This window comes from Gordonibacter massiliensis (ex Traore et al. 2017) (assembly GCF_019731765.1).
In the GTDB taxonomy this organism is placed as follows: domain Bacteria; phylum Actinomycetota; class Coriobacteriia; order Coriobacteriales; family Eggerthellaceae; genus Gordonibacter; species Gordonibacter massiliensis.
This window is the reverse complement of record NZ_JAASIO010000005.1, coordinates 149,249-174,625: the sequence shown is the minus strand read 5'-3', so window position 1 is coordinate 174,625 and position 25,377 is coordinate 149,249. Positions and strand designations below refer to the sequence as shown.

The following is a 25,377-nucleotide window of genomic DNA, read 5'->3' as shown; positions in this document are numbered from 1 at the left end:
CGAATCGCTCCTTGCACTGCCGCCAGCGCGCTCCCGCTGCGCGCCCCCGCAACGAGCGGCGCCCCGTCGGTCGCAAGCGCGGTCGTTCGCCCGCGCTTGCGACCGAAACAGCAAACGGCCCGCGCGCGGGTGCGCGGGCCGCCGTGGGCAAGGCAACTAGCCGGCTGCGCAGGAGCTACCCCGCGCGGGCCTCTTTCAGGCGGCGCTGGTAGGCGCGCACGATCTGCGAGAGCGTGAAGCACACGACGAAGTAGATCGCGGCCATGATGCCGAAGATGGCGAAAATCTGCACCGTGGAGTTGTAGCTGTTCATGAGTATCATGCCGCGCCCCATGAGCTCCTGCAGCGCCATGGCGCCCCAAAGGTAGCTCGTGTCCTTGATGGTGGTGACGAACTGGGAGAGCAGCGCGGGCACCATGTTGCGCAGCGCCTGCGGCAGGATGATCAAGAGGTAGGTCTGCGGGGTGGAGAAGCCCTGGCTCCGTGCGGCCTCGTACTGGCCGAACGGCACGCTCGCCAGGCCGCCGCGCACGATCTCGGCAACGCTGGCACTGGTGAACAGGGTGAACGCCAGCACGGCCGCGCCGATGGGCGGCAGCTGCGCCACGAAGAACGTGAACATGATCCACAGAAGCAGCGGCGTGTTCTTGAACACCTCGATGTAGACCGTGGCCACGCCGCGCAGCACGCGGCTGTTCGACGTGCGCATGACGGAGATGACGGTTCCCAGCACCACCGAGCAGGCGATGGCCAGCGCGGAGATGAGCAGCGTCATGCCCAGGCCCTGCAGCAGGAAGCGCATGTTCACCCAGGTGAAGAGGGCGGCTATATCGCTCATCGGTCCTCCCCTCGTCCGTTGTCGCCGTCTGCGGGCGCAACGCCGTTCGGGCGCTTGCGGCCCTCGGGCGCGGGCGTGGTGGCGGCCTCCTCGCCCTCGGCGATCTCGCCCAGCTCCATCTGCATCGCGAGCTCGTCGCGCTCGGCCGCCTCGACGGCGGCGCGGTCGGCTTCGTTGGCCAGCGCCTCCATGTCCACGTCATCGTGCTCCACCGTCTCGGGGCCGCCCGTCGCCTCGCGCGCCTCGACGCCCTGACGGCGTTCCTCGCGCTCCCGACGGGCGACCGCGTCGCGCGATTCCGCGTCGAGGTCGGCTTCGTCGCGCGGGGCGCGCACATGGGAGGCCCGCTCGGCGGGCGCGTCCAACTCGCCGGGCACGTAGTCGTTGTCGAGGAACGCCTCCTCGTCAAGCTCGGCCTCGTCGCGCGCGTCGGCGCGCTGGCGGCGCGTCGCACGGAAACCCTCTTCGCGCACGGCCCGTTCGGGAACGTCCTCGGGAACGGCGGTTGCCGACATGCCGCCGCTCGCTGCCGGCGCGCTGTCGGTTGCCGGCGCGTCGCCGCTCCCGTCCACGCGCTTGCGCACGTCCTTCGTGATGCGGTCGCTCGTGGACGTCTCGGCGCGGGAGGCCAGCGCCTCGTCGGCCGCCGGGGTTCGGTTCGAGCCCAGGTCGCGCACGCCCTGCGCCACGGCATGGGAAGAAGCCGGCTCGGCGGCGCCCGTCTCGGCCTCGGCGCTCGCAACGCCTTCGACGCCGCGCCGGGCGGCCACGCGGCGCTCGAGGCGCCGGTGCGCCCGCAGGCGGCCGGCCTTCGTGCGCATGACGCGGGCCGCGCACGCCTCGTCGTCGCCGCATTCCTCGGCTATCTCCTGCGCTATCTCGCGCCCGATCTCGTCGGCGATCTCGGCGGCCTGCCGTCCGGTGAAGGCCTGCTCCAGCGGGCCGCGCTCACCGGAGGCCGCGTCGGCGTCCTCGCCCAGCACATGCAGCGGGTGGCGCGGCGAGGGGGCCTGCCGGGCCGGGGCTATGTCCACCGTGTCGAGCATGGTGCCCACACCGCCGGCCATGGCGTCGGCCGCCGCGCGCCCGGTGATGTCGTGCGTGCCCGGCGTGACCTCCATCGTGTCCTCGCCCAACGCCTCGGTGGCATCGCCCGTGGACAGGTGCCGGTGCGCGCGGGTGCGGCGCTCCAGGTACAGCGCCAGACGCGACAGCGGGAAGCAGATGACGAAGTACAGGATCGCAGCCACCACGTACACCGGCCCGTAGTAGCTCGTGGCGCCGGCGAACGAGTTCGAGAAGTACATGAGCTCGCCGCCCGCGATGAGCGCGAGCACCGAGGTGTTCTTCACCAGGTTCGCCGCCTGCACGGCCAACGGCGGCATGATGATGCGGATGGCCTGCGGCAATATGATCACGAACATGGTCTGCCAATACGAGAAGCCCTGGCTTTTCGCGGCCTCGAACTGCCCGCGGTGGATGGAGCCGATGCCGCTGCGCACCACCTCGGATATGTAGCCGCCGTGGTAGATGCCGATGGCCAGAACCCCGATCCAGAACGCCGCCAGCGACAACCCCAGCAGCGGGAAGATGGCGTAGAACACAAACACCTGCAGAAGCAGCGGCACGTTCTGCACCACCTCCACGTACACGCGGGTGATCCAGCGCAAGGGCGCGATGCGCGACACGGACAGCACGCCGAACACGATGCCCAGCGCCAGCGCGATGACCAAGGCCAGCGCGGAGATGCCCACCGTGGTGCCGAACGCGGCCAGGATGTCGGGCCAGCGCTCTGCCAGCGCCTCCCACTTGTAGGGAGCGAAGATGTCAAGCATCCTGGCCACCGCCCTTCTCGTCGCCTACGGGCGCATCGTCCACGAGGCCCCAGCGCTCCTCGAGCGAGCGCAGCGTGCCGTCGTCCTGCATGGCGGCGATGGCCGCGTCCACCTGGTCGGCGAGCTGGGTGTTCGACTTCTTCGTGGCCACGCCGTACTCCTGCGGCGCGAACTGCGTGTTCAGCAGCATGGTGGAGTCGTCCACGTAGCCGTTCAAGATGGAGCGGTCCACCGAGAACGCGTCCACGCGCCCGGTGACGAGCGCGATCTTGATCTCGGGGTAGGTGGAGTACTCGGCGAACTTCATGTGGATGCCGATCTCGTCGCCGGCGGCCGTGAGCTTGTCGCGCGTCGTGGCCGACAGCGCCACGCCCACGGTCTTGCCGTCCAAGTCCGCGAGGTCGGTGATGCCCGACGACTTCTTCACTAACACGCCGATGTGGTCGGTGTAGTAGGGGCGCGAGAAGTTGTAGCTCTTCTTGCGCGCGTCGGTGATGGTGAACGTGGCCAGCGTCGCGTCGAGCGTGCCGTTGTCGAGCATCGCGCCGCGCGTGGTCACGTTCACGCCCGTCACCTGCAGCGCGTCGGGACTCCCCTTGATGCGGCGGGCCAGCTCGCGGGCGATGTCCACCTCCATGCCCTCGATGTTGCCCGTCTCGGGGTTCTGGAAGCCGAAGCCGGGCACGTCGATCTTCGTGCCCACGCGCAGCACGTTCGGGTCCGCCGTGCAGCCCGTGAGGGCGAAGGGTGCGCCGAGCGCGAGCCCGGCCGCCGCGAACGCCGAAGCACGGATGAAGGTTCTCCTGGTCAGCATGGCGCGCCTCACAGTATCTTCGAGAGGAAGCTCTTGACGCGGGCGTTGTCCGTCTCGTCGAACAGGTAATGCGGCGTTCCCTGGTCCACCACCAGGCCGTTCTCCATGAACACGACTTTGTCGGCCGCTTCGCGGGCCAGGCCCATCTCGTGGGTGACCATGACGATGGTCATGCTGGTCTCGGCGAGCGACTTGATGACGTCGAGCACCTCCTGCACCATCTCGGGGTCGAGCGCGCTCGTGGGCTCGTCCAAGAGCATGATCTTCGGGTGCATGTTGAGGGCGCGGGCGATGGCCACGCGCTGCTGCTGGCCGCCGGAAAGCTGGTCGGGGTACTGGTTGAGCTTGCTTTCGAGCCCCACGCGCTCGAGGTACGCCCGGCCGTCGCGCTCGGCCTGCTCGCGCGGCACTTTCAGCACCTTGATGGGCGCGAGCGTCACGTTCTCGAGCACCGTCTTGTGCGGGTAGAGGTTGTAGCTTTGGAACACCATGGCCACGTCGCGCGCGAGGGCACGGGCGTTCACCTTGCGGTCCGCGAGGTCCATGCCGTCCACCACGATGGAGCCGGAGTCCGGCGTCTCGAGGCCGTTGATGCAGCGGATGAGCACGCTCTTGCCCGAACCCGAGGGGCCGATGATCACCACCTTCTCGCCGGAGGCGACCTCCAGCGACACGCCGCGAAGCGCCTCCACCGCGCCGAAGTTCTTGCGTATGTCCTTGACCATGATAGCGTCTGCCACGTCCCGCGCCTCCCGTTTTCGATGACGAAGTGCATCGGCCAGTCTAGCACGGGCTTTGTCTCCCCAGATGGCAGTAGGGTTACAAGAGCTTGACGAGAGCGATATTGGCACGAAACGCTGCGAAAAGCGCCCTCTCACTGTCGTCCTGAGCGGAGGCGGCGCAGCGGGTTTCGTTCTAGCGCGCGAACATCAGGCGCTCGCTGTTGAACATGCGCTGCAGCACGAGGACGCCCGCGCCGGTGTACACGAGGTTGCTCAGCACGCACATAGCCACGTTCGCCGGCTGGAAGTCGAACGTGAATATGCCGATCATGCACTGCACGGAGTTGTACAGCGGGACAAGGTAGTACCAGAACTCCGTCTTCGCCCCGCCGCCGAACATGCCGAGGATGCCCACGAGCATGACCACGATCATGAGCGGCGTCAGGTACATGCCCGCCTCCTTCGTGGTCCTCGCCAAGGCGGAAACCATGGTGATGAGCACGACTACCAGAAGCGTGGCGGACACCACCACCAGCACGAGCAGCAGATAATCGTTCGGCCCGTACACGTTCATGTCCACGGCGCCCTGCATGATGCTGGGCAGGCCCGCGAAGATGCCCAGCATGCTGGACGCGGCGATGGCCAGGCCGATGAGCGTGACGGCCAGCACCTTGCCGAGCGCGATGTCGCGTCGCTTGATGGGCGTGGCCAAAAGCGTTGCCATGGTGCCGCGCTCCTTCTCGCCCGCCACCGACTCCGACGCGATGGACATGCAGCTGGTGAACAGCAGGATGAGCAGCAGCATGGGCACGATGGACACGACGACGGAGCCGGCGATGTCGCGCTCCTCGGCCACGTCGTAGGCGCCCTGCCCCGCATTCACGTCGAAGCGGTTCGCGAGCGACGACTCGTAGGCATCGAGCAGGGACGTGAGCGCCGAGAACGCCTTAGCCGAATCGGGGTCGGTGGAGTTGTAGTACACCTCCACCTGCGGGGCCCGCTCGCCCGTGGCCGGGTCGTACGCGGCCACGTCCCGATCAAACCCGTCGGGGAACACGGCGAACGCCTTCGCGTCGCCCTGCTCGATGCGCTTGCGCATCTCGTCGGCGGCGGGCAGCGCGTCCTCGGGCACCACGTCGATGCCGGCCTGCGACGCCAGCCCCTCGATGCTCGCCGGCTCGTTCACCACCGCCACGACGGGCCGCTTCGTGTCGTCGGGAGAGAACATGCTGCCCATGGCGTCGCCCATGACGGTCCACATGAGGAAGATGAGCAGGCCGGGCAGCGCGATGGACACGACGGCCGACACCTTGTTGCTGAAGAACTTCGCCAGCTCCTTCTTCGCTATCGTGAGCGCGTTGCTTTTCATGAGGCCTCCCCCGCGGTTGCGGCGTACAGGTCGAAGAACGCGTCCTCGAGCGGACGCCCGCCCGTCAGCTCGGGCAGCGTGCCCGCGGCCACCATGCGGCCGTCGATGACGACGCCGGCCCGGTCGCACACCTTTTCCACCAAGCTGAAGATGTGCGTGGACAAGAGGATGGTCTTGCCCTCGGATCGGAGCTCCATCAGGAAGTCGGTCACCGTCTTGGCCGTGAGCACGTCCAGGCCGTTCGTGGGCTCGTCGAAGATGATGACGCCGGGATCGTGCACGAGCGACACCGCGAGCGACGTTTTCTGCTTCATACCCGTGGACAGGTCGGCCACCTTCGTCTGCGCGAACCGGTCGATGCCGAAGCGCTCGAACAGCGCCCGCTTGCGCACGTCGCGCACGGCCGCGTCCACGTGGTGCAGCTCCGAGAAGAAGCCGAACAGGTAGTCGGGCGAGAACGCGTCCTCCAGCTTGAGCTCGCTCGTGAGGAAGCCGACGAGGCGGCGCACGGCCATGGGGTCGGACACGACCGACGCGCCCTCTATGCACGCGTCGCCCGCATCGGGCCTCACGAGCGCCGCGAGCATGCGCAGCGTGGTGGTCTTGCCGGCGCCGTTGGGGCCCAAAAGACCGTATATCTCGCCGCGACGCACGTCGAACGACAGGTCGTCCACGGCGGTCTTCGTGCGCGCGTCGGAGCGCTCCAGCTTGCGTTGCTTCGCGGAGAGCCTGAAGGTCTTCCTCAGGTTCCGCACGGTGATGGCGTTGTCCACGGGGCGGGCCTCGTCTCGTCGGTTCGTTTCGGATCGCACCAGTATAGCAGGAAAGTGCTGCATTCCAATCAAAAACACAAACATTTGTTCCTATCTTATGCTATTATCTTACTATCGAGAAAGCGGTTGGAACACCCTAACCCTCGCAGGGACAGCCACACGTCCAAACGAGGTGAGCCCATAGGTACCCGAGAAATCCCCGTATCTTCTTTCGTTCGGCAACGCAAACGTTCGAGCCGCCTGCCGCCGCGTTTAACGGGAATGGACTCGACTAGCGCCTGCATAGGTAAAAATACTTAGTATTCACTAATATTTTTATTGACGAAGTCATGGGCAGACCGTACCATGACCACATAAAGGGACTGAAATGACAGCGCGAAGGGAGCCCGTCAAAGAGCTGGAAGCGAATGGTTTTTGGAGCAACGGCGGCACCAAGCACGAGCATTTCACCAACGGAAAGACGACCGTGATGGTGAAACGACATCGCGATATACCCGACGAAACGGCAAAAAGGATACTGCGACAAGCGGGATTAAGGTAGCCCGAACGCCTCAAGGGAAGAAGGTGACATGATATACGTGAACGAGTTCGAGTTCTACGAGAGCGAAGGGTGTATGCTCGCCGTTCCCTTCGGCTTGGAAGGCGGCACGTTCGGGAACGATCTGAAAGATGCCGTGCTCGCCGCATCCGACTGGCTTGCCGAAACGGTCAACGACGCCTTGATGCACGATCGGGAACCCGAAACGGGCTCGCTCGGCAACAAGGCACGGCACGGAGGAACGGTCATAGCCGTGTCCGTTAACTGCGACCTTTCACGCATAGACGCCATGACCGCTGCAGACGCCGCGCGCGTGCTGGGCGTGAGCACGGCCCGGGTTGCGCAGATGTGCGAATCCGGCAGGTTGGATTCGTGGAAAGACGGCTCGCGCCGTATGGTCGCATGTCGCAGCGTGGAAGCCCGCCTTGCCGAAGCGCCGAAGGCGGGACGCCCTCGGAAAGCCCTGCTGCTGCAGAGTTGAACGCAAGAAGCCTCATCGCATGCCGCCGTATCGTGCGTCCGGAGCGGCCTCCATGGGGCAAAGGCCCCGTGCCTCTGCCCCGCCCCACCAGTCCGGCGCGCCAGCGCTTTCGACACCGCCTCCAGAGAGCATGCTATACTTGATCGAGGTTAAAGGAGCATGTGCGACAGTCTTGAAGCAAGCCCGCCGCGCTCTCCGCATGCGGAAGGGGAAACGCCATGGACTTGCTGGCGGACAGCGCGTACTGGGTGGATGCGTATCGTCGGGCGGACGGAGATGCGCTCGGCGCGAAAGAGGACTGGGATGCGAAGGCGCGCGGTTTCGCCCATAAGAACCGGCGCAGCAGCTACATCGACCAACTCGTCGACCTGCTGGCCCTGGAGCCGGGCGAAAGCGTGTTCGACATGGGCGCGGGATCGGGCACCCTCAGCATCCCGCTCGCGCAACGCGGCCACGCCGTGGTCGCCGTGGACTTCTCCACCGGAATGCTCGACGAGCTCGCAGCCGGAGCGCGGAAGGCGGGCGTGGAGGTGGCTGCGTTCGAGCGCTCGTGGCAGGACGATTGGACGGATCTGCCGTGCGCCGACGTGGCGGTCGCGTCGCGCTCGCTCATCGCCGACGATTTGGCCGATGTCTGCGCAAAGCTCGAGAGCAAGGCCCGCAGCCGCGTGGCCGTCACCATGCCGGGCGGAGAGACCCCTGCGGTCGACCTGCGCATGCTGCGGGCCATGGGTCGCCCGGCAAGCGAGCGGGAGCAGCGGCGCGGGTTCGTCGCCGCGCTGAACTACCTGTTCGCCAGCGGGCGCCGCCCCTCGGTGAACCACATCGCCTATCCCCGCCGCTGGCACGCCCCCAGCTTCCAAAAGCTCCTCGAGGCAGCGGAGTCCGCCTCCCGCCCGCGGGACGGCGCAGAGCGGGACGCCTTGCGGCGCTTCGTCGAGCGGCACGCAACCGTCGACGCCGAGACGGGCGAATGCGTGCTCGACTACGAGCAGAGCATCGTCTGGAGCTGCATGATCTGGCCGGTCCCGGAGCGGGAAGCGCGGCTTTCGAGCTAGCGAGAAAAAGCGTTCAGCCGGATATCGCTTTAGGGGGCTGCATCAAAAACGTCGCAAAACGCCCTTCGTAGGGGCGGGGCTTGCCCCGCCCGTTCAACAAGAAGCGTCTTCGCAGGCCGAGTAGGCGGGGCAAGCCCCGCCCCTACGAGACGACCACCGAGAACGCGAATTCCGGCGACTTTCGATACGGCTCCCTATGCCGCTGCCGACGCCGCACCTTCGCCCTCGGCGGTGCCGACGTTCGAGCCGGCCGCCTTCGCGGCTTCGGCCTCCTCGCGCTCCAGCACGCGCTGCATGGCGGCTATGGCGCACTCGATCTGGCCGTCGTCGGGCTCGTTCGTGGTGAGGTACTGCATCTGCATGCCGGGCCACAGCACCACCTTTACCAGGGGGTTGTCGGGGTGGCTGCCGGCCCAGCGCACGGTGATCTCGTAGGAGATGCCGGCTATCACGGGCATGAGCAGGATGCGCACCAGTATGACCAGCGCCAGTTTCGGCGCGCCGTCGGGCACGCCCCAGGCGGCTATCAGGCCGTTGATGGGCGTGACGGTGTACACCAAGATGGCGATGATCATGACCATGATGAGGAACGCCGTGCCGCAGCGCACGTGCAGGCGCGGGAAGCTGCGCGCGTTCTCGGGCGTGAGCGGAAGACCGTGCTCGTAGCAGTGGATGGTCTTGTGCTCGGCGCCGTGGTAGCCGAACATGCGCTTGATCTCGGCCATGCGCCCGATGAGCCACAGGTAGAACACGAACACCGCCACGCGCAGAAGGCCGTCCACGACGTTCCACAGCACCGTGTTCTGGTCGTACTCGCCCACCACGAGGTTCGTGACGAACGCCGGCGCCACGATGAACAGCACCACGCCCAACACCAGGCCGAACACCATGGACACCGCCATGGCGCCCTTGCCGAACTCCGCCTCTTGGTCGAGGAAGGATTTCTTCTCGGGCTCCGGCTCGGCTGCTGCCGCCGCCGAAGATCCTTCGGCTTCGCGTTGCGCGGCGAACTCGGGGTGGCCGGCAGAAGCCCCATCGGTGCGCTCGCCGCGCGAAGCGTCGGCTTCGGCACCGTCCGCGCCGGGCGGGCAGCAGCCCGCCCCTACGGAGGCGTCCCCGGTCGGGTCGCACACCACCTCGAGCGACGCCTGCGCGCCCAAAGCGTCAATCATCGTCTCGGGCCGACCGAAGTCGTCCTTCCAGGAGAACCCCTTCTTATCAGCGAGCGAGTCGCCCGTGCCCTCCTCGGCGCTCTCGAACGCGGCGGCGTTGCCGGAAGAAGCATCGCCCTCGGAGCGGAGGGGGCGGGAGGGGTCTGAGGCGAGTTCCGCACGAGCCGGACGGTCCAGCGGACCGTCCGTGCGAGCAGGACTGCCCGAGCCGCAGGCCCCTCCCGCCCCCTCCGCGCCTCCGACGGTCGCCTCGTCTTCCGCGAACGCGTGCTCCGCCGCGATCTCCAGCGCCTTGAAGCCCAGCACGAGCGACTCGACGAGCGCCCGGCAGCCGCGCACGAGCGGCCAGTGCAGCCACCCGTTCTTCTTGCGGCCGCTGGCCAGGTCGTGCTCCTCCACGTAGATGTCGCCGGCGGGCTCGCGCACCGCCACCGACCAGTTGTACTTGCCGCGCATCATGATGCCCTCGATGAGAGCCTGGCCGCCCACGTGCGTCTTGCGCGCGCCGTCCTCGGAGAACGCGCGGGAAAGGTCGCTCTTCTTCGGCTTCGCGGACCGCTCGGCCGCGGCCTTTTCCGCGTCCCTGTGCTCCGTCGTCGCCCCGTTCTCGCCCATGCCTAGCCCCTCGTCACGCGCGGATACGGGTTCCCGCAGGTCATCTTGCCTTCCGGACAGGCCCCGCTCACGCAGGGCGCGCCGGCGTCCAGGAAGATGAACGGCGCCGTGGGACGGGCCAGATCCAGCATGCGGTGCGCCATCTCGCGGATCTCCCACTGCGCGCGGTTGCAGCAGCGCAAGCGGAAGAAGTGCAGCAGCTCGCGCACGTTCATGGTGATGACGATCTTCGTCTCGGCGGCGTTCGGCAGCAGGTAGCGCGCATCCTCGGCGGGAACGCCCGCCGCGAGCAGCTTCTCGTAGGCCGCGATGGCGGCCTCGATGGCCTGGTCGAACACGGCCTCGGCGTCCGGATCCGCCGCGATGCTCTCGGGCTTCACCGTGGCCAGCCCGTCGGTGAACTTCACGTAGCGCTGGCTCTGCTGGTTGAAGCTGGCTATGCGGTGGCGCACCAGCTGGTGCGTGAGCGCGCGCGACACGCCGTCCACGGCGAACGTGTAGCTGGCGTGCTCCAGCGTGGAGAAGTGCCCGCTGCCCATGATGGTGGACAGCACGCTTCGCACGCGCTCCTCGGGCATGGTTTCCATGAGCTCGGCGGCGCCCACCGGCGCGTAGCACAGGCGCGCCGCCGTGGCGATGGCGCGTTCGGGGTCGGGCGTGTGGTACAGCAATTCGACGTGCATGGGACGGATGCTCCTCGATTCGGGATAAGTTTGCGGTTCGCGCGCATCTTGGCGTTTTCTTTCGCTAGTATAGTAACCGATGCCGACAACCCGTGATGCGAAAGGCTTCCCCATGATCGAAAACTCCACGCCCGAAGCGCCTGCGAGCGCGCAGCCCGACAACGCGCCGACCGTCTTCACCCCGCTGCTCACCACCCGCGACTGGAACGGGGAGTGGAAGGAGCTGCAGAAGGCCCGCCGCCGTGCGGACGACTCGTCTTACTGGGACAAGCGGGCCTCCACGTTCACCTCGAAGGACTCCCCCACTCCCTACGTGCAGCGCTTCCTGGACCTGGTCGGCATCGAGCCGGGCGAGACGGTGTTCGACATGGGATGCGGAACCGGCGCGCTGTCGCTGCCGCTGGGCAAGCGGGGGCACAAGGTGGTCGCCGCCGACTTCTCGCAGGGCATGCTGGAGCGCATGGGCGAGGCGCTGGCGCGCAACGGCGTGACCGGCGTCGAGCCCGTGCGCATGAGCTGGGAGGACGATTGGGCCGCGCACGGCGTGGAACCCGGCTCGGCGGACGTGTGCGTGGCGTCGCGCTCCATCGCCACGGCCGATTTGGAGGACTCGCTCATGCGCCTGGACGCCGTGGCGCGCCGCCGCGTGTGCATCACGCTGCCCACCGGCTCGTCGCCGCGCACCGACGAGCGCATCCTGAGCGCCATCGGCCTGCAGCGCTCGCTCGGGCGCGACTACCTGTACGCGTTCATGATCCTGGCGAACCGGGGCATCAGGCCCGAGGTGGCCTACATCACCAGCGCGCGCACCGACACGTACGACTCGTTCGACGAGGCTTACCAGGAGCTCGCCCGCATGGTGGACAGCGCCTCCGGCACCATGGTACCGGAGGCCGAGCGCGAGGCCGCGCTCGGACGGCTGCGCACGTGGCTGGACGGCAACCTGGAGGACAACCCGGACGCCGGAAAAGCCGACCAGGACGACCAGCCCCAGAAGCGCCTGCGCCTGCGCGAGCCCCGCGTGGTCACCTGGGCGTTCATAGCCTGGGACAAGTAACGCCCTCGCAGGGACGCGCCGTCGGACGGCACGGCGCGACGTCCTCGCCTCGCAGAAAACAACGCGGCGAGCGCATAGCGCGCTCGCCGCATGATCTCGGTCGTCGGCAATGTCCGCTCCGGACGCCAGCAAGCCGCCCCTTCGGGACTTCCGCCCAGCACAGACCCGCTTACCCTACACCTCCACGCGCTCGAACATGTCCTTCCCAACGCCGCACACGGGGCAGACGAAGTCGTCGGGCAGCTCGTCTACGTACTCCATATGGCCGCACACGGTGCAGCGCCAGGCGAACTTCGGCGCGGGCGCGTCTCCGGCCGTGGCGGCGGGCTGCTGCTCCGGCAGGTAGCTGGACGCCTTCGGCGGGGTCTTGCCGCCCTTCACCTGATGGTAGTACGCGTAGGTCATCGGCTCGCAGGAGCCCAGCTTCTCGGCCTCCTCCACCTCGCCCACGAACAGGACGTGCGTGCCCAGGTCCACCTCCTGCACCACGCGCACGGAGAAGTGGGCGCACGCCTGCTCGGCCACGTACGGGATGCCGGCGGCGTCGACGGCCACGGAGCACGCGGAGAACTTGTCGCGGTCGTTACTGCAATGGAAGCCGAAGTTGCCGATGAGCTCCATGGTGGCCTCCTGCGAGAGGCACGCCGCCTCGAAGCGGCCGGCCTCGCGGATGACGGCCGTGGTGGCGTTCTCCTTGTTCAGCGCGACGCTGGCCTGAAGCGGCGTCGAAGTCACCTGGGCGAACGTGTTGGCGATGCAGCCGGCCGCCTTGTCCCCCGCTTTCGACGAGATGACGTAGAGCCCGTAGCTCAGGCTGAAGAACGCGGTGTTGTCGATCATGGCAGTCCCTTCCGCCGCCGGCCGCACGCGACCCCGGCAAATCCCCGGTCAAATGCTCTCTCTTCCGCTAATGGTACTCGTTATCAATAAGAGTTGCAAGGCCGAATGCGGAGCGAATCGCGATGCGGGCGGCGTCGTCGGGCGCAAGGGGCTCGCAACCTCCCCACGCGGCGGCGAAGCGAGCCTCGGCGCGCTCGCGCAGCCACGCCCGCACGACGACGACGGCGTGCGGGCACACCGCCGTCGGGCCGCGGTCGAGCAGGTCGACCGCCGAGGTGAGCCCGCAGCCGCGCTCCAGCTCCAGCCGCCCCAGCTCGTCCACCACCAACAGCCCCGGCCGCCCCTCGCCGGCGGCGATGCGGCGCGCGAGCGCCTCGAAGTGCGCGTTCACGCGGTCGATGGCCTCGTCGGGTATCTCCCAAGCGAGCCGAGCCGCCGCGCTCTGGCTGGCGGGATCGAACGCACCCTCGCGCCGGGCCAGGTCGCGCCGCCGTGCGAAGGACAGGCGCTCGCCCTGCGGCAGCAGCACGTTGTCGATGCCCAGCTTCTCGTAGTCGCCCTGCCCCGACCCGAGGGGCCGGCCCTCCGCAGGTTCCCCCGGCTCGCGACGGCGCCACACACCGGGCGCCACCACGCCCCGCGCCTCCACGCCGTCGCCCGCCAGCTCCGCCAGCGTGCGCTCGAGCCAGCGCGACTTGCCCGTCTGCACGTCCCCCGTCAAGATGAACAGCATGGTCTGCGCCCCTTCCTCGTTTCTCCTTGACGGTGTATTATAGTGCATCAGGTATAAGATTGCCGCCGCACCGGACGACGACAAGAGCCCGGGCCGACGACGCAACGCAAGGAGGAACGCACGCCATGGGATGCCCCGAGAAGGACTGCTGCGCGAACAACCCGGAGAACGACGCCATAAGCTTCCCCGGCACGGAGGACCACGACACGCCGTGGAAGTTCTACAACCACCTGATAGGGGGCATTCCCGAGGACATCGTGGTGCGCGACTACTGCCTGGGTACGCACTGGTCGTATGTGGAGGCCGACTGCGGCATGGGCGTGAGCTTCACGTGCAAAGGCGGCGCGAAGCGCGCGTACACGCTCGATATGCGCGGATTGCCGCTGCGCACGGTGGCCCAGCTGGCGAAGTCGTGGTGCTTCGAGGAGGCCACGTTGGGCGTGGCGGCCATCAACGCCTACTACGCGCGCAAAGAGCTGCTGGACCCGCTGGGCGCGACATACGACGAGCCGGTCGAGCTGGCGTGCGGCACCATCCGCAAGATGGACGCCTTCGAGCTGTACCGCCCGCGCATCGAGGCGCACCCGCGTCGGAACGTGACGGTGGTGGGCCACTTCCCCCACGTCGACCGCATCGCCGAGTACGCGAACCTCACCGTGCTGGAGCGCAACTGCACGCAGGCGCTCGACACGCCCGATCCCGCCTGCGAGTACGTGCTTCCCAAAACCGACTTCGCGTTCGTCACCGGCGTCACCATCATCAACAAAACGGCCCCGCGCCTGCTGGATTTGACGAAAAACGCCACCACCGTGTTCGTGGGCCCCAGCGTGGTCATGTCGCCCTTCCTGTTCGACTGGGGCGTGGACATGCTGGCCGGCAGCGTGGTGGCCGACCCCGAGAAGGTGCGCTTCGCCGTGAAGAATGGCTCCGGCCAGTTCTTCGGCGAGGCCCTGCAGATGACGGGCATCACGCGGCAGCAGGCGTAAGGCGGCCCGCCCGAAGCGAAACGGAAAACGAGGGGCCCGCGCCGAACGACATGGCGCGGGCCCCTCGCGCGTGCAAGGGGAAAAGCCGCCCGTCCGCGCGATTCAGGGGGCTTTCGGCTTAAGAGGCGGACGGGGGCTTCAGATGAAGGCGAACGGGGACGGGAGGCGCTATCCCCGATACGGTGGGTAGCTGTTGCCCAGGAGGTCTTTGATCTCATCTTCGGAGGGCTCGACCCAGTAGAACAGCCGATAGAACTCGCGCGCCACCTGCACCATGTCCACGTCGTAGCGATCGGGGTACAGCATGTTGGCCACCCACTGCACGCCCAGGAAGCGGTTGACTCCGGGAGGACGGTCAAGCCAAGCGAAGGGGACAGAGGGCATGGCGTACACGCGCCCGCTCTGAGTGGCGGGGATCTGCGCCCAGTTCTTGTTCGAGCGAATGTCCTCAACGGCACCGCCCATGTTTTCGTAATCCCAAGAAATGATCACATCGGGGGACCACGCCATTACCTGTTCCAGTGATACGTTCGACATACCCAAACCCTCGTTTTCGGGAACCGCGGCCACGTTGTTGGCCCCTGCGACGGCCAGCACAAGCGCATGTTGCGAGGCGTCGGGCTCGGTCTGCAGGCCTTCGGGGCCCTCGGCGTAATACAACGATGTCTTCTCGTCTTCGGGAATCCCGTCAACGGCAGCGGTGACCCGTTCGTACACGTCTGAGCAATACGCGGCGAGTTTCGAAGCGCGATCCTCGCGTCCCAAGATAGAACCCAGCATGGAATAGCAGTCGGAGATCCGCTCCATCGAGCCGTCCAGCAGGCACACGGGTATGTTGGTGGAATCCTGAAGATCCTGCGCCTCGGAGATATTCGCCTCGGTAAGCCCAATGGCCGAGATGGAAAACACCAGTTGAACCCCTTCGACCATGAGCATCTCGCGATTTATTTCGCCATCGCCGGAAAGAGAGCCCATGTACGCCAGCTCGTTGGCCTCTTCGGGCAAATATTGAAGCTGCCTCTTGGTGAACTGGATGGCCGTACCGGCGAGCAGCTCAGGGTTCAAAGTGAAGCAGAACACTTGAGCGAGACCGCTGGTGAAATACACTTTCTCCAATTTGCTGGGCGTTGGTATCTCCAGTTCGCGGCCAACATGATCGGAAATAGTGCGCTCGCCGGTCACGGCTTCCCCGAAACTCTCGCAACTCGAAAGCACCGGAGCCGCCATAGTCAACAACAGTCCTGCACCCAGCGCTTTTACAAACGCGCGACGCCCCATGATTGAAACGGGTTTTCCCCAGACGTTGCCGAGCCCTTCGGAAAGGGTCTTTCCCCGGACGTGGTCGCCCGATAACCGATCGTCGGTCATAGCTTGTCCTCCTCCTCGAACGATGCGCCGTGTCGCCGGAGCACACCGCAATGAGCGTTTTGCCAGAAAGCACGCTAGGCGCGCCTTCTGGCAAAACGCTCTCAACGCGTACAGCGACGGAAGCCGTGCTCCAACGGCTACGCTGCTGCGTCTATTGCCAATTCACCGACCCGACCTCACCGGCTTTCCGCATACCGTCAAGGGCAAGCGTGCCGTCCGGGTTGTCTGCATGGATATTCAAACCATACGTTTCGAACAGACGCCCCAACCCAGAAGCGTAGGCGTCATCTGAATCGACGAAAGACTCTATCGCGGCTATGGCTTGCTCGTCGCCACGACCGTCTGCCTCGCTCAAAGCGCAGTACGCCGTTTCCACCGAAACAGCGCGGATCACGTCCTCTACCGCCTCTTTGGCAATCTTCACATCGTCAGTGGCTGCGATCACGTCCAGATACACGACCCTCGATCCCGTGTCCACGGAAACCGATAGATCGACGATCGGGCCGCTCGCGTACGACGACGAGACACGGTTCACCGCGCCTTGCACATCGCTTTCGGTGAAATAGGACTCCTGCGCCTCTACTGTCCCGTTGTCCGCATCCTCCACGTCGCTTGCGCATCCGGCAAACGAAAGGCTCGCAACGGCGACGGCCGCCACAAACAGCAGCGCGCTGACTATTTTGCGTTTCTTCATCATCGGCAGTAGAATGGGGCGAACGGCTCCGCGCCCGCCCCATTCGTCAACTCCTTCTCTTAGGCAACGGTCGGAGCGATGATCGTGATGGTGTCGATTCCACCGGGCATACGCTTACCCATGTTGTAATTGGAATCGTTCAACTCGTCGGCGGTCAGGCCGGCGATGATGCGCGGAGTCGTGTCCCAGCTAGAGATGTTGGCAAGCGTGGTACCCGCCGTCGGGGTTACCGTATCGGTCGCAGCCGGAATCTTTACCTGGGCGTTGTCGAACGCGATAGCGCCATAAGTCGGAACCGCAGTGGCGGTGATCCCGTTCAGCAGCGTGGTGGCGGAGAAGAAGAACTGCGTGCGCGTGATCTCGTTGTAGTCGGACTCCCACTTGCTGTAATCGCCATCGTCGCAGGTGTAGTGCAGCTTCGCACCGGTTGTCCATACGGTAGACGGAACCTCCATGTAAGCGAAAAGATCGTCGATCTTGACGTAGTTCTTGCCGCCGACCACGTTGAATCCGGTACCCGGCTTGTTGAACAGACCCGCAATGGTGTCGGAATTCACCAAGCCGGCCTCTTGCAGCTCAGCATAATTGATCGTGCCGATTTCCGTCGTCACGCCGTTTACTTCCTGCTGAACCGTGATGGCCTCGTTGGGGTCGGCAGCGAAAGCGCGATCCGCAGATGCGAACAGCCACACGGCAGCCGCGCAAACCACCGCCAACGCAACGATCAGGATCTTGCCAGGCTTCGCCTTTATCGTACTATCCATCTCTTGCTCCTTACTTGACGCCCATCGGCGTCGATCGTTTGGATGCCCTGCTTCGAGTCGGTTCCGCGCTACACGCCTATTTGCGCGGCTTGCACCACCTCCTTTCGACGTAGGTCAGCACGCAAAGGGCTATCGCGCAGAGCAAACCGGCCACACCGACGATGGCATACGCGCCATCCCCGGTTGGAGCCAACGTGCTCGAAACACCAGAACCAGACACCCCCGAAGCCTCGGAAACCGCGCCATCGCCCTTTGCAGACGAGCCATCTCCAGAAGCTTTCGCGATGGCGAGGAAAAACTCGCTCAGACGGTCCGTCTTAACCGACACCACGCCGTTCTCTGCGATAACCGTATCCGTTTCGTACGAGTGCGCTCCGTCGCCATCGTCGTGTCGCATGACAACGACGACCCGGCGTCCGTCATAAGCCGCATCCACCGGGAATGCGATTGTCAGGTTGAGATCGTCTTTCAGCAAGGTCACCCTGCCGTCGGGGCTTACGCACTTCAACGTAATCGCGTAGCCCAGCATCAACTCGGTGTCGCCCGGGACGTAGCCTTGGCGTGTCGAGACGAACGCCTCGTCGCCTTCGGCAATCCGACTCACCTCGAGTAGCAACGTCGATCCATCGGCTTTGGCATCGGCCAAAATCGTTCCAGACACTGTTATGCCGGTGTCGGCGTCCCGAAGGATAGGCTCGTGAATAGAGAACGAAACCGTTTTGGCGCCAACATACCATTCGCCCGATCCAACAATCGTGGCCGTGGCCACACCGGGATCGATGTTTCCAGCGTAGTCGACCGTGTAATCGACGCCTTTCTGAAGGATTACCTCGCCAACTCGCACTTCAAACTCAGGCTCGACGGGCTTGTCTTTGCCGATGTACTCCTGATCGGGAACGCCTTCGATGCGTGCTATCGACAAATCAACTTGAACCTTGAACGATGCTTCGATCGTGCCACCGTAGTTGCCCAAACCTCGTATCGTCGCAATCGCCATGCCCGCCTTCGCGTTGCCCGCATACGAAACGACCTCGAAGTCGACTCCGGGCACCAAGCCCTCGATGGAAATCGCCGCTTCGACGGGGGTGCCCGCATAGGCGCCCATCGCCTGAGCAACTGCCGTCATGCCGGAGACGTCTTTGCGTTCGACGGTGAAGCTCTTGTCGATGGATCCGGAATAATTGCCCACCCCCTCGACGCGCACCCAATAGGTGCCCGCCTCGCAATACCCGCCGAACGAGGGAATGATGTTCTTCTCTTCGTCGAGATAGGTGGCAGCGTAGTCTTTCCCTTCTATCAACGAAACCGATTCCGTGCCGATGCCCCTCACCGTCAAACTGGGGATATGCCGTCCTCCGTCGTACGTAACGGCATCGATATCGTCCACTTGGAAAGGCACCGCTTTGACGGCGAACGACCCTTGCGCGCTGCCTATGTAAGACAGCGGATCGTCCGGCATGCCCGCCCCTGTGACGACAACGACATACTCGCCGACGTTTATAAGGCTTTCGGGAGCGATCGCGTCGCCCGGCGTTCCGTCGACGTTTTTCGCATAGTACGCAACATGGTAGTTAGCGCCGTCAACTTGCTCTTGCGCCGAATTCAGCACCGTGATTTTCGGCGTTAGAGCCGATCCGGTGTAGCTCTCGTCATCGACCTTCACGACCGCTCCCAAGGACAAGTCGTACTTAGGATCCGCCTTCACCTCGAAGGGCACCGTGGCGGAGCCCATGTAGGCGCCCAGCTCGGAGGAGGCCTCCACCAGCCCCGTGTCCCTGATCGCCGTCACCTTGCCGGACAGCACGGCGGTGTAGGCGCCCGGCCCGGATATCTCGGACACCTCCGCGCCCGAGGCGTCGAGCACGGAGAGCGCGTAGTCGGAGCCCTTCGCGAGCCTGTTGCCGAAGGCGTCGACGACCTCGGGGTCCAGGTCGGCCGCCGCCACCGCGGCGCCGTCCCAGACCATCTCGGGGAAGGCCACCTCCACGCCCGAGGGCAGGGAGCCGTCGGCGGCCTTGTTGGCCACGGCGGACCTGGTCGCCTCGGAGAGGGCGGCGTAGGCCCCCTCGGACGATATGTCGTAGGGGATCACGACCGAGGTGGCCACGCTCGAGCTGGAGGCGATCGGGGACCCGATGAGCCCCTCGGACAGCGAAAGCCTGCCCTCGAGGACGGGGTTGGCGTCGATGAGCGCCTGCATCTCCCCGTAGAGCCGGTCGCCCACGCCCAGCGCCGCCATGACCTTCACGCCGTCCTTGTTCGCGAAGGAGTACTTGGCCGGCTCGGAGGCGGCCTCGGGCACCGCGAGCTCGCCCATGTCGTAGTAGCCCTCGCCCAGCCGCGCGTCGGGGTCGAGGCCCATGGCCCGCCATATGGGCGAGTAGGACGGGAGCAGCGTCACGGAGGGCGGGCACGCGGCCACGGCCGCGGCCACGGCGTCCGAGAAGGACGATCCCGAGCGGACGTTGACCACCTTGGGCGCCGGGGAGGGCGCGCCGGCCTTCGCCAGGAGGCCCTTGGACGACACCACGGTCTCCGCGAAGTTCAGGCCCAGCCAGCCCTCGGCCCTCCCGTCGCTGGTGGAGAGGTGCACGACGGCGTTCGGCTTGAGGCTGGTGGAGCCGGCCGTGCCGGAGGACTCGGGGGTGTCGGGGAACTCGCCGTCGGCGGGCGCGGCCTGCAGAAGGTCGTAGTCCACCGTGCGCTCGGCCTTCTTGACGGGCGTCCCGTCGGCGTAGAACACCGTGCCGCCGTCGGAGTCGTCGTAGACCTGGCCGCCCACGTCGGCGCCCCAGTTCTTCTGGGTCTCCCAAACGATCGAGCCGTCGGCGTTCATGATGTGGTGGGCGTAGCCGACCACGTCGAACTCGACGGAGGCCTCGCCGCGGTAGGAGCCGACGCCCTTGACGACGGCCAGGGCCCTGCCGCGGGCGGCGGTGGTCACGTTGCCGTTGTTGGAGTACTCGACCACGTAGTCGACGCCCTCCGCGAGCTCGCGTCCTGCGAGCGAGACCGAGAGCGGCGGCTTGGCGCCGCGCGCCCACGCGATCTCGTCGTCCGCCAGCGACGGCTCGCCGGAGCCGGCGCGCTGCGCGAGCAGGGCCCTGACGTCGGCCGCGCCGCCCAGCTTCGTGGCGACCTCGACGATCTGGCCCTTGACGGGGGCGATCTCGGCGGAGGAGAGGTCGGTGCCGGACGCAACCGCACGGTAGACAAACGTTATCGTGTTCTTCGACGCATCCGCATCGATTACGATCTTCGCAGGCGACGAGTTCGGATCCGCGAGCTCGTACCCCGCAACCGCCTGCGCGGCTTCCTCGACCTCTTTGCCTACCTCGCAGTCATCGACGACCTTGTCATCGGCTATCTTGCCGCCGTCCTCATCGACGTAGCTGACGGTATAGCTGCTTTTCTGGACGGACGGCTCACCGATCTTGAACGACTGGCTCGCACTCCCCGTGTAGTTTCCGATACCGGTTATCCATGCGAACCCTGTTCCCGGATCGATATTGGACGTGTAGGAAACCGTGTAGTCCTTATCCTTCTCCAAGATCGTTTCGCCATCCGGAGCGGTAACCGTCACGGCAGGCCTGAGTTTCGAGCCGTCAGCGATAGCGTCATCGACTTCAACATCAAACGATGACAAGTCGGCGGGCACGATTGCGAAGGAGCCCGTACGCGTGCCGACGTAGTTTCCCTTGCCCGTCATCGCATAGCGAGCCGTACCTACGTCGATATTATCGTAATAGGCGATTTCGTAGTCTTCGCCCTCCGCAAGGAAAGCCGCCGAAACGGGCTTGATCTCTTTGCCAGTATAAACCAGCGAAGCCGACCCGGTCGTGGGCTGGATACCGTCATCGAGCATGGAGCACGGCTTGGCTATGCCACTCTGCTCGAGCTCAAGCTTCCCCGTCGTCATAGAATTATCACCGCGAACGAACCAGGAGAACGACTTCCCGACGCCCGCGTATCCGTACGTGCCCAAGCCACCGATATACCGAATGTTCATATTGGTCGAATCGAGCATCGTGACGCCTTGATACGTCACCTTGTAAGGCTCCAACTGATCCCAGCTAACCTGTCCCGTGTTCAGGTATAGGTAGCTCGCCGACCCCTCGACCGACCAAGCGGATCGATCGGTCGCCGACAGATCGAGCGCGTTCACTTTGAACGCCTTATCTTGCTCGCACCCGCTGTAGACGCCCTTCCCGATCACTCTGACATGCCAGTCGATCTTCGTGCTGGCGCTTTGCGGCTCCAAATGGTCCGCTTTGCCATCATCGTTGGAGATGAGCGTTTTCTTCGGCTCGGGTTTCACACCCGTCGTCGGATCGGAGCCCATCTGAGCCCAGTAGTAAATCTCCATATCGTAGTCGACGCCCTTTTTCAGCTCGACGGCCTGCCCGTCAGAGCCCGTGAACGTGAGGTCCAAAGGCACGTCGACCGGATCCCACGTGGGATTGGCGACGTCATTGAGCGTGAACGCCTGAGCCTCCACCACGTTGAAGACCCCCGTCGTAACAGGATCGCCCGTAAGATTTGATTTCGGCGTCACCACGGCCTTGTATGCGCCCACCTCGGACGGCATCCCATCGAGAGGGGTGCCGTCGGCTTTCTGGTAAGAAACCGTGTAGTCCCTCTCGTTTTCGAGCGTCACGTCTCCCAGTTTGACCGCAACCGGCGCATCGACAGTCCCGTCTTCTTTCAATGCCTGATCACGAACTTCAACCGCGCATGCGTCGAAATCGGCCGGCTCGATGTCGAACGGGCACGTGATGTAGCTCGTGAAACACGCGCCTGCCGTCTCAAGGTTGTCCACATGGGAGAGGCTGTCGTACCGAGCCGTAACGGCCGCTCGCCCGAGGTCCCCGGTAACGTTTCGATTCGGGTTCTTTTCGTCCTTGTCTTCCTGGGGATACCCATCGCTGGAATCAGTGGGGCCATACAGGTACGAGTAGTCGCCCTTGGTCGGTGCCTGGCTCAAGCTGCCGAAGTCCGCCGCCGTCAACGTCTTGCCCAAATAGGTGATGGTCATCTCGGGTTTGATGGTTTCGCCCGTGAAGGTCACCCGCATCCCTTCGGTTCGGCCGCCTTCGCCGTCCTCTTGGTACGGTTTCTGCGTGCTTTTGTCGAACTGCCAGGTCTCACCGCTGTAAGCGATCGACTCAACCGTGCAATCGCGCACAAGGTCGGCCGGCCTTATGATGTACTGGCCGATCTGAGTCGACCCCGCGAACGACTCTTTGCCGCGAACCTGCAATACGTACCCGGCTTCGCCGTCGTTGCCGTACGACTGCGACTTCTTAGCACTCTTGTTGTTGATGCAGCTTGAACCGCAGGTGATGTTGGCATTCGTGCCGTTTTGCTCGTCTTTGTGGAAGTCCACGACGCGCCCGGTTACGTTCTCGCCGGTTATCGGGTCGTACACCTGCGCATCACTGTCGGATATGAGCTTGCCACCGCGATCGTACACCCGGAACGCCTTGTGAGAGGTGTCCGCGTCGAGCGCCGGCACCGGCTCGCCATCGGGATTGCCGTCGCCGTCCAAGAACTGGATAGTGCCCTCGCTATCGAACACCACGTACTTCGGCGAGAGCACCGAAGTCGTGTTGTTCGTCATGCTGTCGTAGATGACGTACGAGTACATGCTGTCGTCTATCGCGTTGCCCGCAGCATCCAGCACTTGCACGGATTCGGGGAACTGCACTTCCCAGTTGAAGATAGGGCTGGACGCCTGCACGCTGGCATCGTCCAATGTTCCGGCCCCAATGCCGTAATGACCGAAGTTCACCAGCTCGCCCTTATAGTTGCCGATGCCCAGCACGCTGTATTGATACGGACGAGGATTGTCTTCATCGTTCACCGTAATGTCGCGTGCACCGGCTTGCGGGACGATGATGTAGTCCACGTTCTGGAACAGCTCGGTTTCGCCCGACACCAAAGACACCGTCGGCACCGGGTCGGCGGCCGTAGAGAAGCTGGCGTCTTTCACGCTCTTTTCTTCAAGGTTGATCGTAGCGAGCTCAACTTGACCGGTCGGGGCCGCCCACGAGTTCAAAACAGGGTACGTGTCGTTTTTCTCCTTGTTTGCATACCAATACACCTTGAACCCGTTGGCGCTTGCGCAATAGTTGTTGAGCACTTTCAGACCGTCGCTCGTTTGCAGGTCCGCGAGGGAAAGCACATTGATGTTGCGATACTGCTTCCACGCCGCATCGCCCACCGCGTCGCTGCCCACTTCGTCTTTGCCCACGATGACGCAACCTTCGAGCACAACGCAGTCGTGCACGTAGCCGTCGTTGGAACCTACCAACGCGCCGAATTTGTTCGAGGCCTGATGTCCAAGGCCTATCATGCCCGAATTCCAGCAAGAGTGCATCTCGGACTTGTAATCCGGATCGTTGTTCTTGATGGCCTCGAGCGTATCGAGCTTGTCACTGCCTATTCCGCCCGCGATGCCGGCCAGGTAAAAACCCGACTGGGTGTTGTTGACTTGTCCGCGGTTGTAGCTGAACGTCACATCGCCCAAGGTGAGGCCCACGATGCCGCCGGCAAACGGTTTGTTCCAACGCGTAGAGATCACAGCGCCTTGCTCTGGATCGACGAAAACGCCCGTTTTGCCGTTGTTGTCCAAGTAGTTTCCGTTCGAGCACTCGGTGATGACCGTGTAGGTGCCGGCACGGCCGACAATGCCGCCAGCCGAGGCCAGCGCGAACACTTTGCCGGTGTTGTAGCAGTTCTTCACTGTCAGGACGTCGTCTTTCGAGCCGTTGTCCGGAGTGAGCTTCACCGAGTATTTGTCCTCCAAAACCACGGCTCGAAGGTTGCCGACGATGCCTCCGCACTGGGAGGCGCCGTTGTTGAACGTGGTGTCGTACCCGTAGCCATCGGTGCTCGAGTCTCCAAGCGTCGACGTGCGTATCTCGCCGGTGTTCGAGCAGTTCGAGATGCTGCCGTCGGAATACCCGGCAATGCCGCCGACGCAGCCGGGATGGGAAGACCTCAGTTGCTCGAAACGATCCCTACCGCCCTCGCCCGTGAAGGAGAGGTACACGGTACCGCTGTTCGCGCATCCGTCTATGCCACCTGAAGCGCGGACGGCCGCGTCGAGCTCGTCCTCGCCGAACAAACCCACCACGCCGCCGACGTTTTGCACCGTGGGAATGGTGTTGTCCCATCCGTCGATAATGGCGCTCGCGTCGTTTTCCATGGAGAGGCCGCCCGAGAAAGACGAGTCAGACAAGCTCCCGGTGATCCTCCCCGCCACACCGCCGATGTTCTTCGCCACCCTGGGCGCTTCCTCGGTGGGCTCGAACGAGCTCGACACCGTCAGGCTCACGTTGGACGTGCACCCTGAAATCGAGCCCTCGCACAGGCCCACAACGCTTCCTATGTTCTCCACATATGTGCTGGCGTCAATCGTTATCGCGCCGAAGACGCCGACGTTGCGAATCGAGCCTGATGACGACACCACCCCGAACAAGCCCGTATTCGATTCGGCGCGTTGCGATATCAGCAGGTTCAAAACCTTGTGCCCGTTGCCGTCGAAGACGCCCTTAAAGGCATGTTCGGCATCCGCCCCCACGGGAACGAACTCGTGAGAAGTGATCGGCGTATTGACGGAAATGTCGTTTGCCAGAACGACCCTTTCCCCCTCGAAGCTGTGGGCAGGAGCGTACGTGCCGGTGTTGCCCGTGTCTGCCGTGCCGTTCACCATGCGGGCGAACGAGTAAAGATCCTTGGACGTCTCCAGCGTGTAAACGCCGCCGTCAAGACCGTTGTAATACCATCCGTAGTCTTCGTCGTTCAAAGCATCGCCCCAAGCGGCATACGCAGAGTACGCGCCACCCGCCACCAAGCAGCAAGCCAGCGCGACAACGGCCGCCACGCGGGCCACGCGACCGCGCTTCTTGGGCGCGACGGAGTCAGGCCTCCGTTTCCGTCCGAGCGGTGGCTCCGACGCCGCTCGCGCGTGACGACCGGCAGGCGTTTGCTGATGCGTCGTTGTTCCAGTTGTCGTAGTCACGTTGTGCTCCT

At 64.7% G+C, this 25,377-nt stretch carries 19 protein-coding genes; 5 read left to right on the top strand and 14 right to left on the bottom strand.

Annotation, left to right across the window (positions count from 1 at the left end):
• Positions 1 to 175: 175 nt before the first annotated feature.
• From HCH03_RS08200 to HCH03_RS08175, 6 genes are all read right to left on the bottom strand, one after another.
• Entirely contained in the window at positions 176 to 838 is a 663-nt protein-coding gene (locus HCH03_RS08200) for an amino acid ABC transporter permease (RefSeq protein WP_221689097.1), read from the bottom strand.
• Entirely contained in the window at positions 835 to 2,673 is a 1,839-nt protein-coding gene (locus HCH03_RS08195) for an amino acid ABC transporter permease (RefSeq protein ID WP_221689096.1), read from the bottom strand. Before HCH03_RS08195 ends, HCH03_RS08200 begins: the two co-directional genes overlap by 4 nt.
• Complete coding sequence (locus HCH03_RS08190) at positions 2,666 to 3,487, bottom strand: transporter substrate-binding domain-containing protein (protein WP_221689095.1); 822 nt, start codon at positions 3,485 to 3,487, stop codon at positions 2,666 to 2,668. Before HCH03_RS08190 ends, HCH03_RS08195 begins: the two co-directional genes overlap by 8 nt.
• 8 nt (positions 3,488 to 3,495) lie before the next feature.
• A complete protein-coding gene (locus HCH03_RS08185) occupies positions 3,496 to 4,227 on the bottom strand; it encodes an amino acid ABC transporter ATP-binding protein (RefSeq protein WP_080145025.1) in 732 nt (243 codons plus the stop codon).
• A 175-nt stretch (positions 4,228 to 4,402) separates the two neighbouring features.
• Positions 4,403 to 5,578 carry an ABC transporter permease gene (locus HCH03_RS08180; RefSeq protein ID WP_221689094.1) on the bottom strand — a complete coding sequence of 392 codons (1,176 nt, stop codon included), beginning with the start codon at positions 5,576 to 5,578 and terminating at the stop codon, positions 4,403 to 4,405.
• Positions 5,575 to 6,351 carry an ABC transporter ATP-binding protein gene (locus tag HCH03_RS08175; RefSeq protein WP_221689093.1) on the bottom strand — a complete coding sequence of 259 codons (777 nt, stop codon included), beginning with the start codon at positions 6,349 to 6,351 and terminating at the stop codon, positions 5,575 to 5,577. The genes HCH03_RS08180 and HCH03_RS08175 overlap by 4 nt, the downstream gene beginning before the upstream one ends.
• A gap of 367 nt (positions 6,352 to 6,718) precedes the next feature.
• Here HCH03_RS08175 and HCH03_RS16795 point away from each other — a divergent pair, with 367 nt between their 5' ends.
• The 3 genes from HCH03_RS16795 to HCH03_RS08160 all read left to right on the top strand — a co-directional run bounded on the left by HCH03_RS16795 (position 6,719) and on the right by HCH03_RS08160 (position 8,428).
• Entirely contained in the window at positions 6,719 to 6,892 is a 174-nt protein-coding gene (locus HCH03_RS16795; protein WP_185904766.1) for a type II toxin-antitoxin system HicA family toxin, read from the top strand.
• A 28-nt stretch (positions 6,893 to 6,920) separates the two neighbouring features.
• Complete coding sequence (locus HCH03_RS08165; protein WP_221689092.1) at positions 6,921 to 7,370, top strand: helix-turn-helix domain-containing protein; 450 nt, start codon at positions 6,921 to 6,923, stop codon at positions 7,368 to 7,370.
• A gap of 218 nt (positions 7,371 to 7,588) precedes the next feature.
• The gene (locus tag HCH03_RS08160; protein ID WP_221689091.1) at positions 7,589 to 8,428 is read left to right on the top strand and encodes a class I SAM-dependent methyltransferase; all 840 of its coding nucleotides are present in this window, start codon (positions 7,589 to 7,591) and stop codon (positions 8,426 to 8,428) included.
• 194 nt (positions 8,429 to 8,622) lie between these two features.
• Here HCH03_RS08160 and HCH03_RS16370 read toward each other — a convergent pair whose 3' ends face one another.
• A complete protein-coding gene (locus HCH03_RS16370; RefSeq protein ID WP_246599878.1) occupies positions 8,623 to 10,215 on the bottom strand; it encodes a DUF1385 domain-containing protein in 1,593 nt (530 codons plus the stop codon).
• Between the two features lie 2 nt (positions 10,216 to 10,217).
• Positions 10,218 to 10,898: an FAD-dependent thymidylate synthase gene (gene thyX / locus HCH03_RS08145; protein WP_185904771.1), complete on the bottom strand. Its 681-nt coding sequence runs from the start codon at positions 10,896 to 10,898 to the stop codon at positions 10,218 to 10,220.
• A gap of 112 nt (positions 10,899 to 11,010) precedes the next feature.
• Between thyX and HCH03_RS08140 the strand changes: the two genes are divergently transcribed.
• The gene (locus tag HCH03_RS08140) at positions 11,011 to 11,955 is read left to right on the top strand and encodes a class I SAM-dependent methyltransferase (RefSeq protein WP_221689090.1); all 945 of its coding nucleotides are present in this window, start codon (positions 11,011 to 11,013) and stop codon (positions 11,953 to 11,955) included.
• 174 nt (positions 11,956 to 12,129) lie between these two features.
• Here the strand turns inward: HCH03_RS08140 and HCH03_RS08135 are convergent, their stop codons facing one another.
• Both HCH03_RS08135 and HCH03_RS08130 read right to left on the bottom strand, forming a co-directional pair.
• Positions 12,130 to 12,795 (bottom strand): flavin reductase, encoded by a 666-nt coding sequence (locus HCH03_RS08135; protein ID WP_221689089.1) that lies wholly within the window; start codon positions 12,793 to 12,795, stop codon positions 12,130 to 12,132.
• 67 nt (positions 12,796 to 12,862) lie between these two features.
• Entirely contained in the window at positions 12,863 to 13,528 is a 666-nt protein-coding gene (locus HCH03_RS08130) for a hypothetical protein (protein WP_221689088.1), read from the bottom strand.
• A 125-nt stretch (positions 13,529 to 13,653) separates the two neighbouring features.
• Here HCH03_RS08130 and HCH03_RS08125 point away from each other — a divergent pair, with 125 nt between their 5' ends.
• A complete protein-coding gene (locus HCH03_RS08125) occupies positions 13,654 to 14,514 on the top strand; it encodes a DUF364 domain-containing protein (RefSeq protein ID WP_221689087.1) in 861 nt (286 codons plus the stop codon).
• A 168-nt stretch (positions 14,515 to 14,682) separates the two neighbouring features.
• Here HCH03_RS08125 and HCH03_RS08120 read toward each other — a convergent pair whose 3' ends face one another.
• From HCH03_RS08120 to HCH03_RS08105, 4 genes are all read right to left on the bottom strand, one after another.
• Complete coding sequence (locus HCH03_RS08120; RefSeq protein ID WP_221689086.1) at positions 14,683 to 15,882, bottom strand: ABC transporter substrate-binding protein; 1,200 nt, start codon at positions 15,880 to 15,882, stop codon at positions 14,683 to 14,685.
• Positions 15,883 to 16,033: 151 nt separating this feature from the next.
• A complete protein-coding gene (locus HCH03_RS08115) occupies positions 16,034 to 16,579 on the bottom strand; it encodes a hypothetical protein (protein WP_221689085.1) in 546 nt (181 codons plus the stop codon).
• Between the two features lie 56 nt (positions 16,580 to 16,635).
• Complete coding sequence (locus HCH03_RS08110; protein ID WP_221689084.1) at positions 16,636 to 17,340, bottom strand: hypothetical protein; 705 nt, start codon at positions 17,338 to 17,340, stop codon at positions 16,636 to 16,638.
• A 76-nt stretch (positions 17,341 to 17,416) separates the two neighbouring features.
• Complete coding sequence (locus HCH03_RS08105; RefSeq protein ID WP_221689083.1) at positions 17,417 to 25,237, bottom strand: MucBP domain-containing protein; 7,821 nt, start codon at positions 25,235 to 25,237, stop codon at positions 17,417 to 17,419.
• Positions 25,238 to 25,377 lie beyond the last annotated feature (140 nt).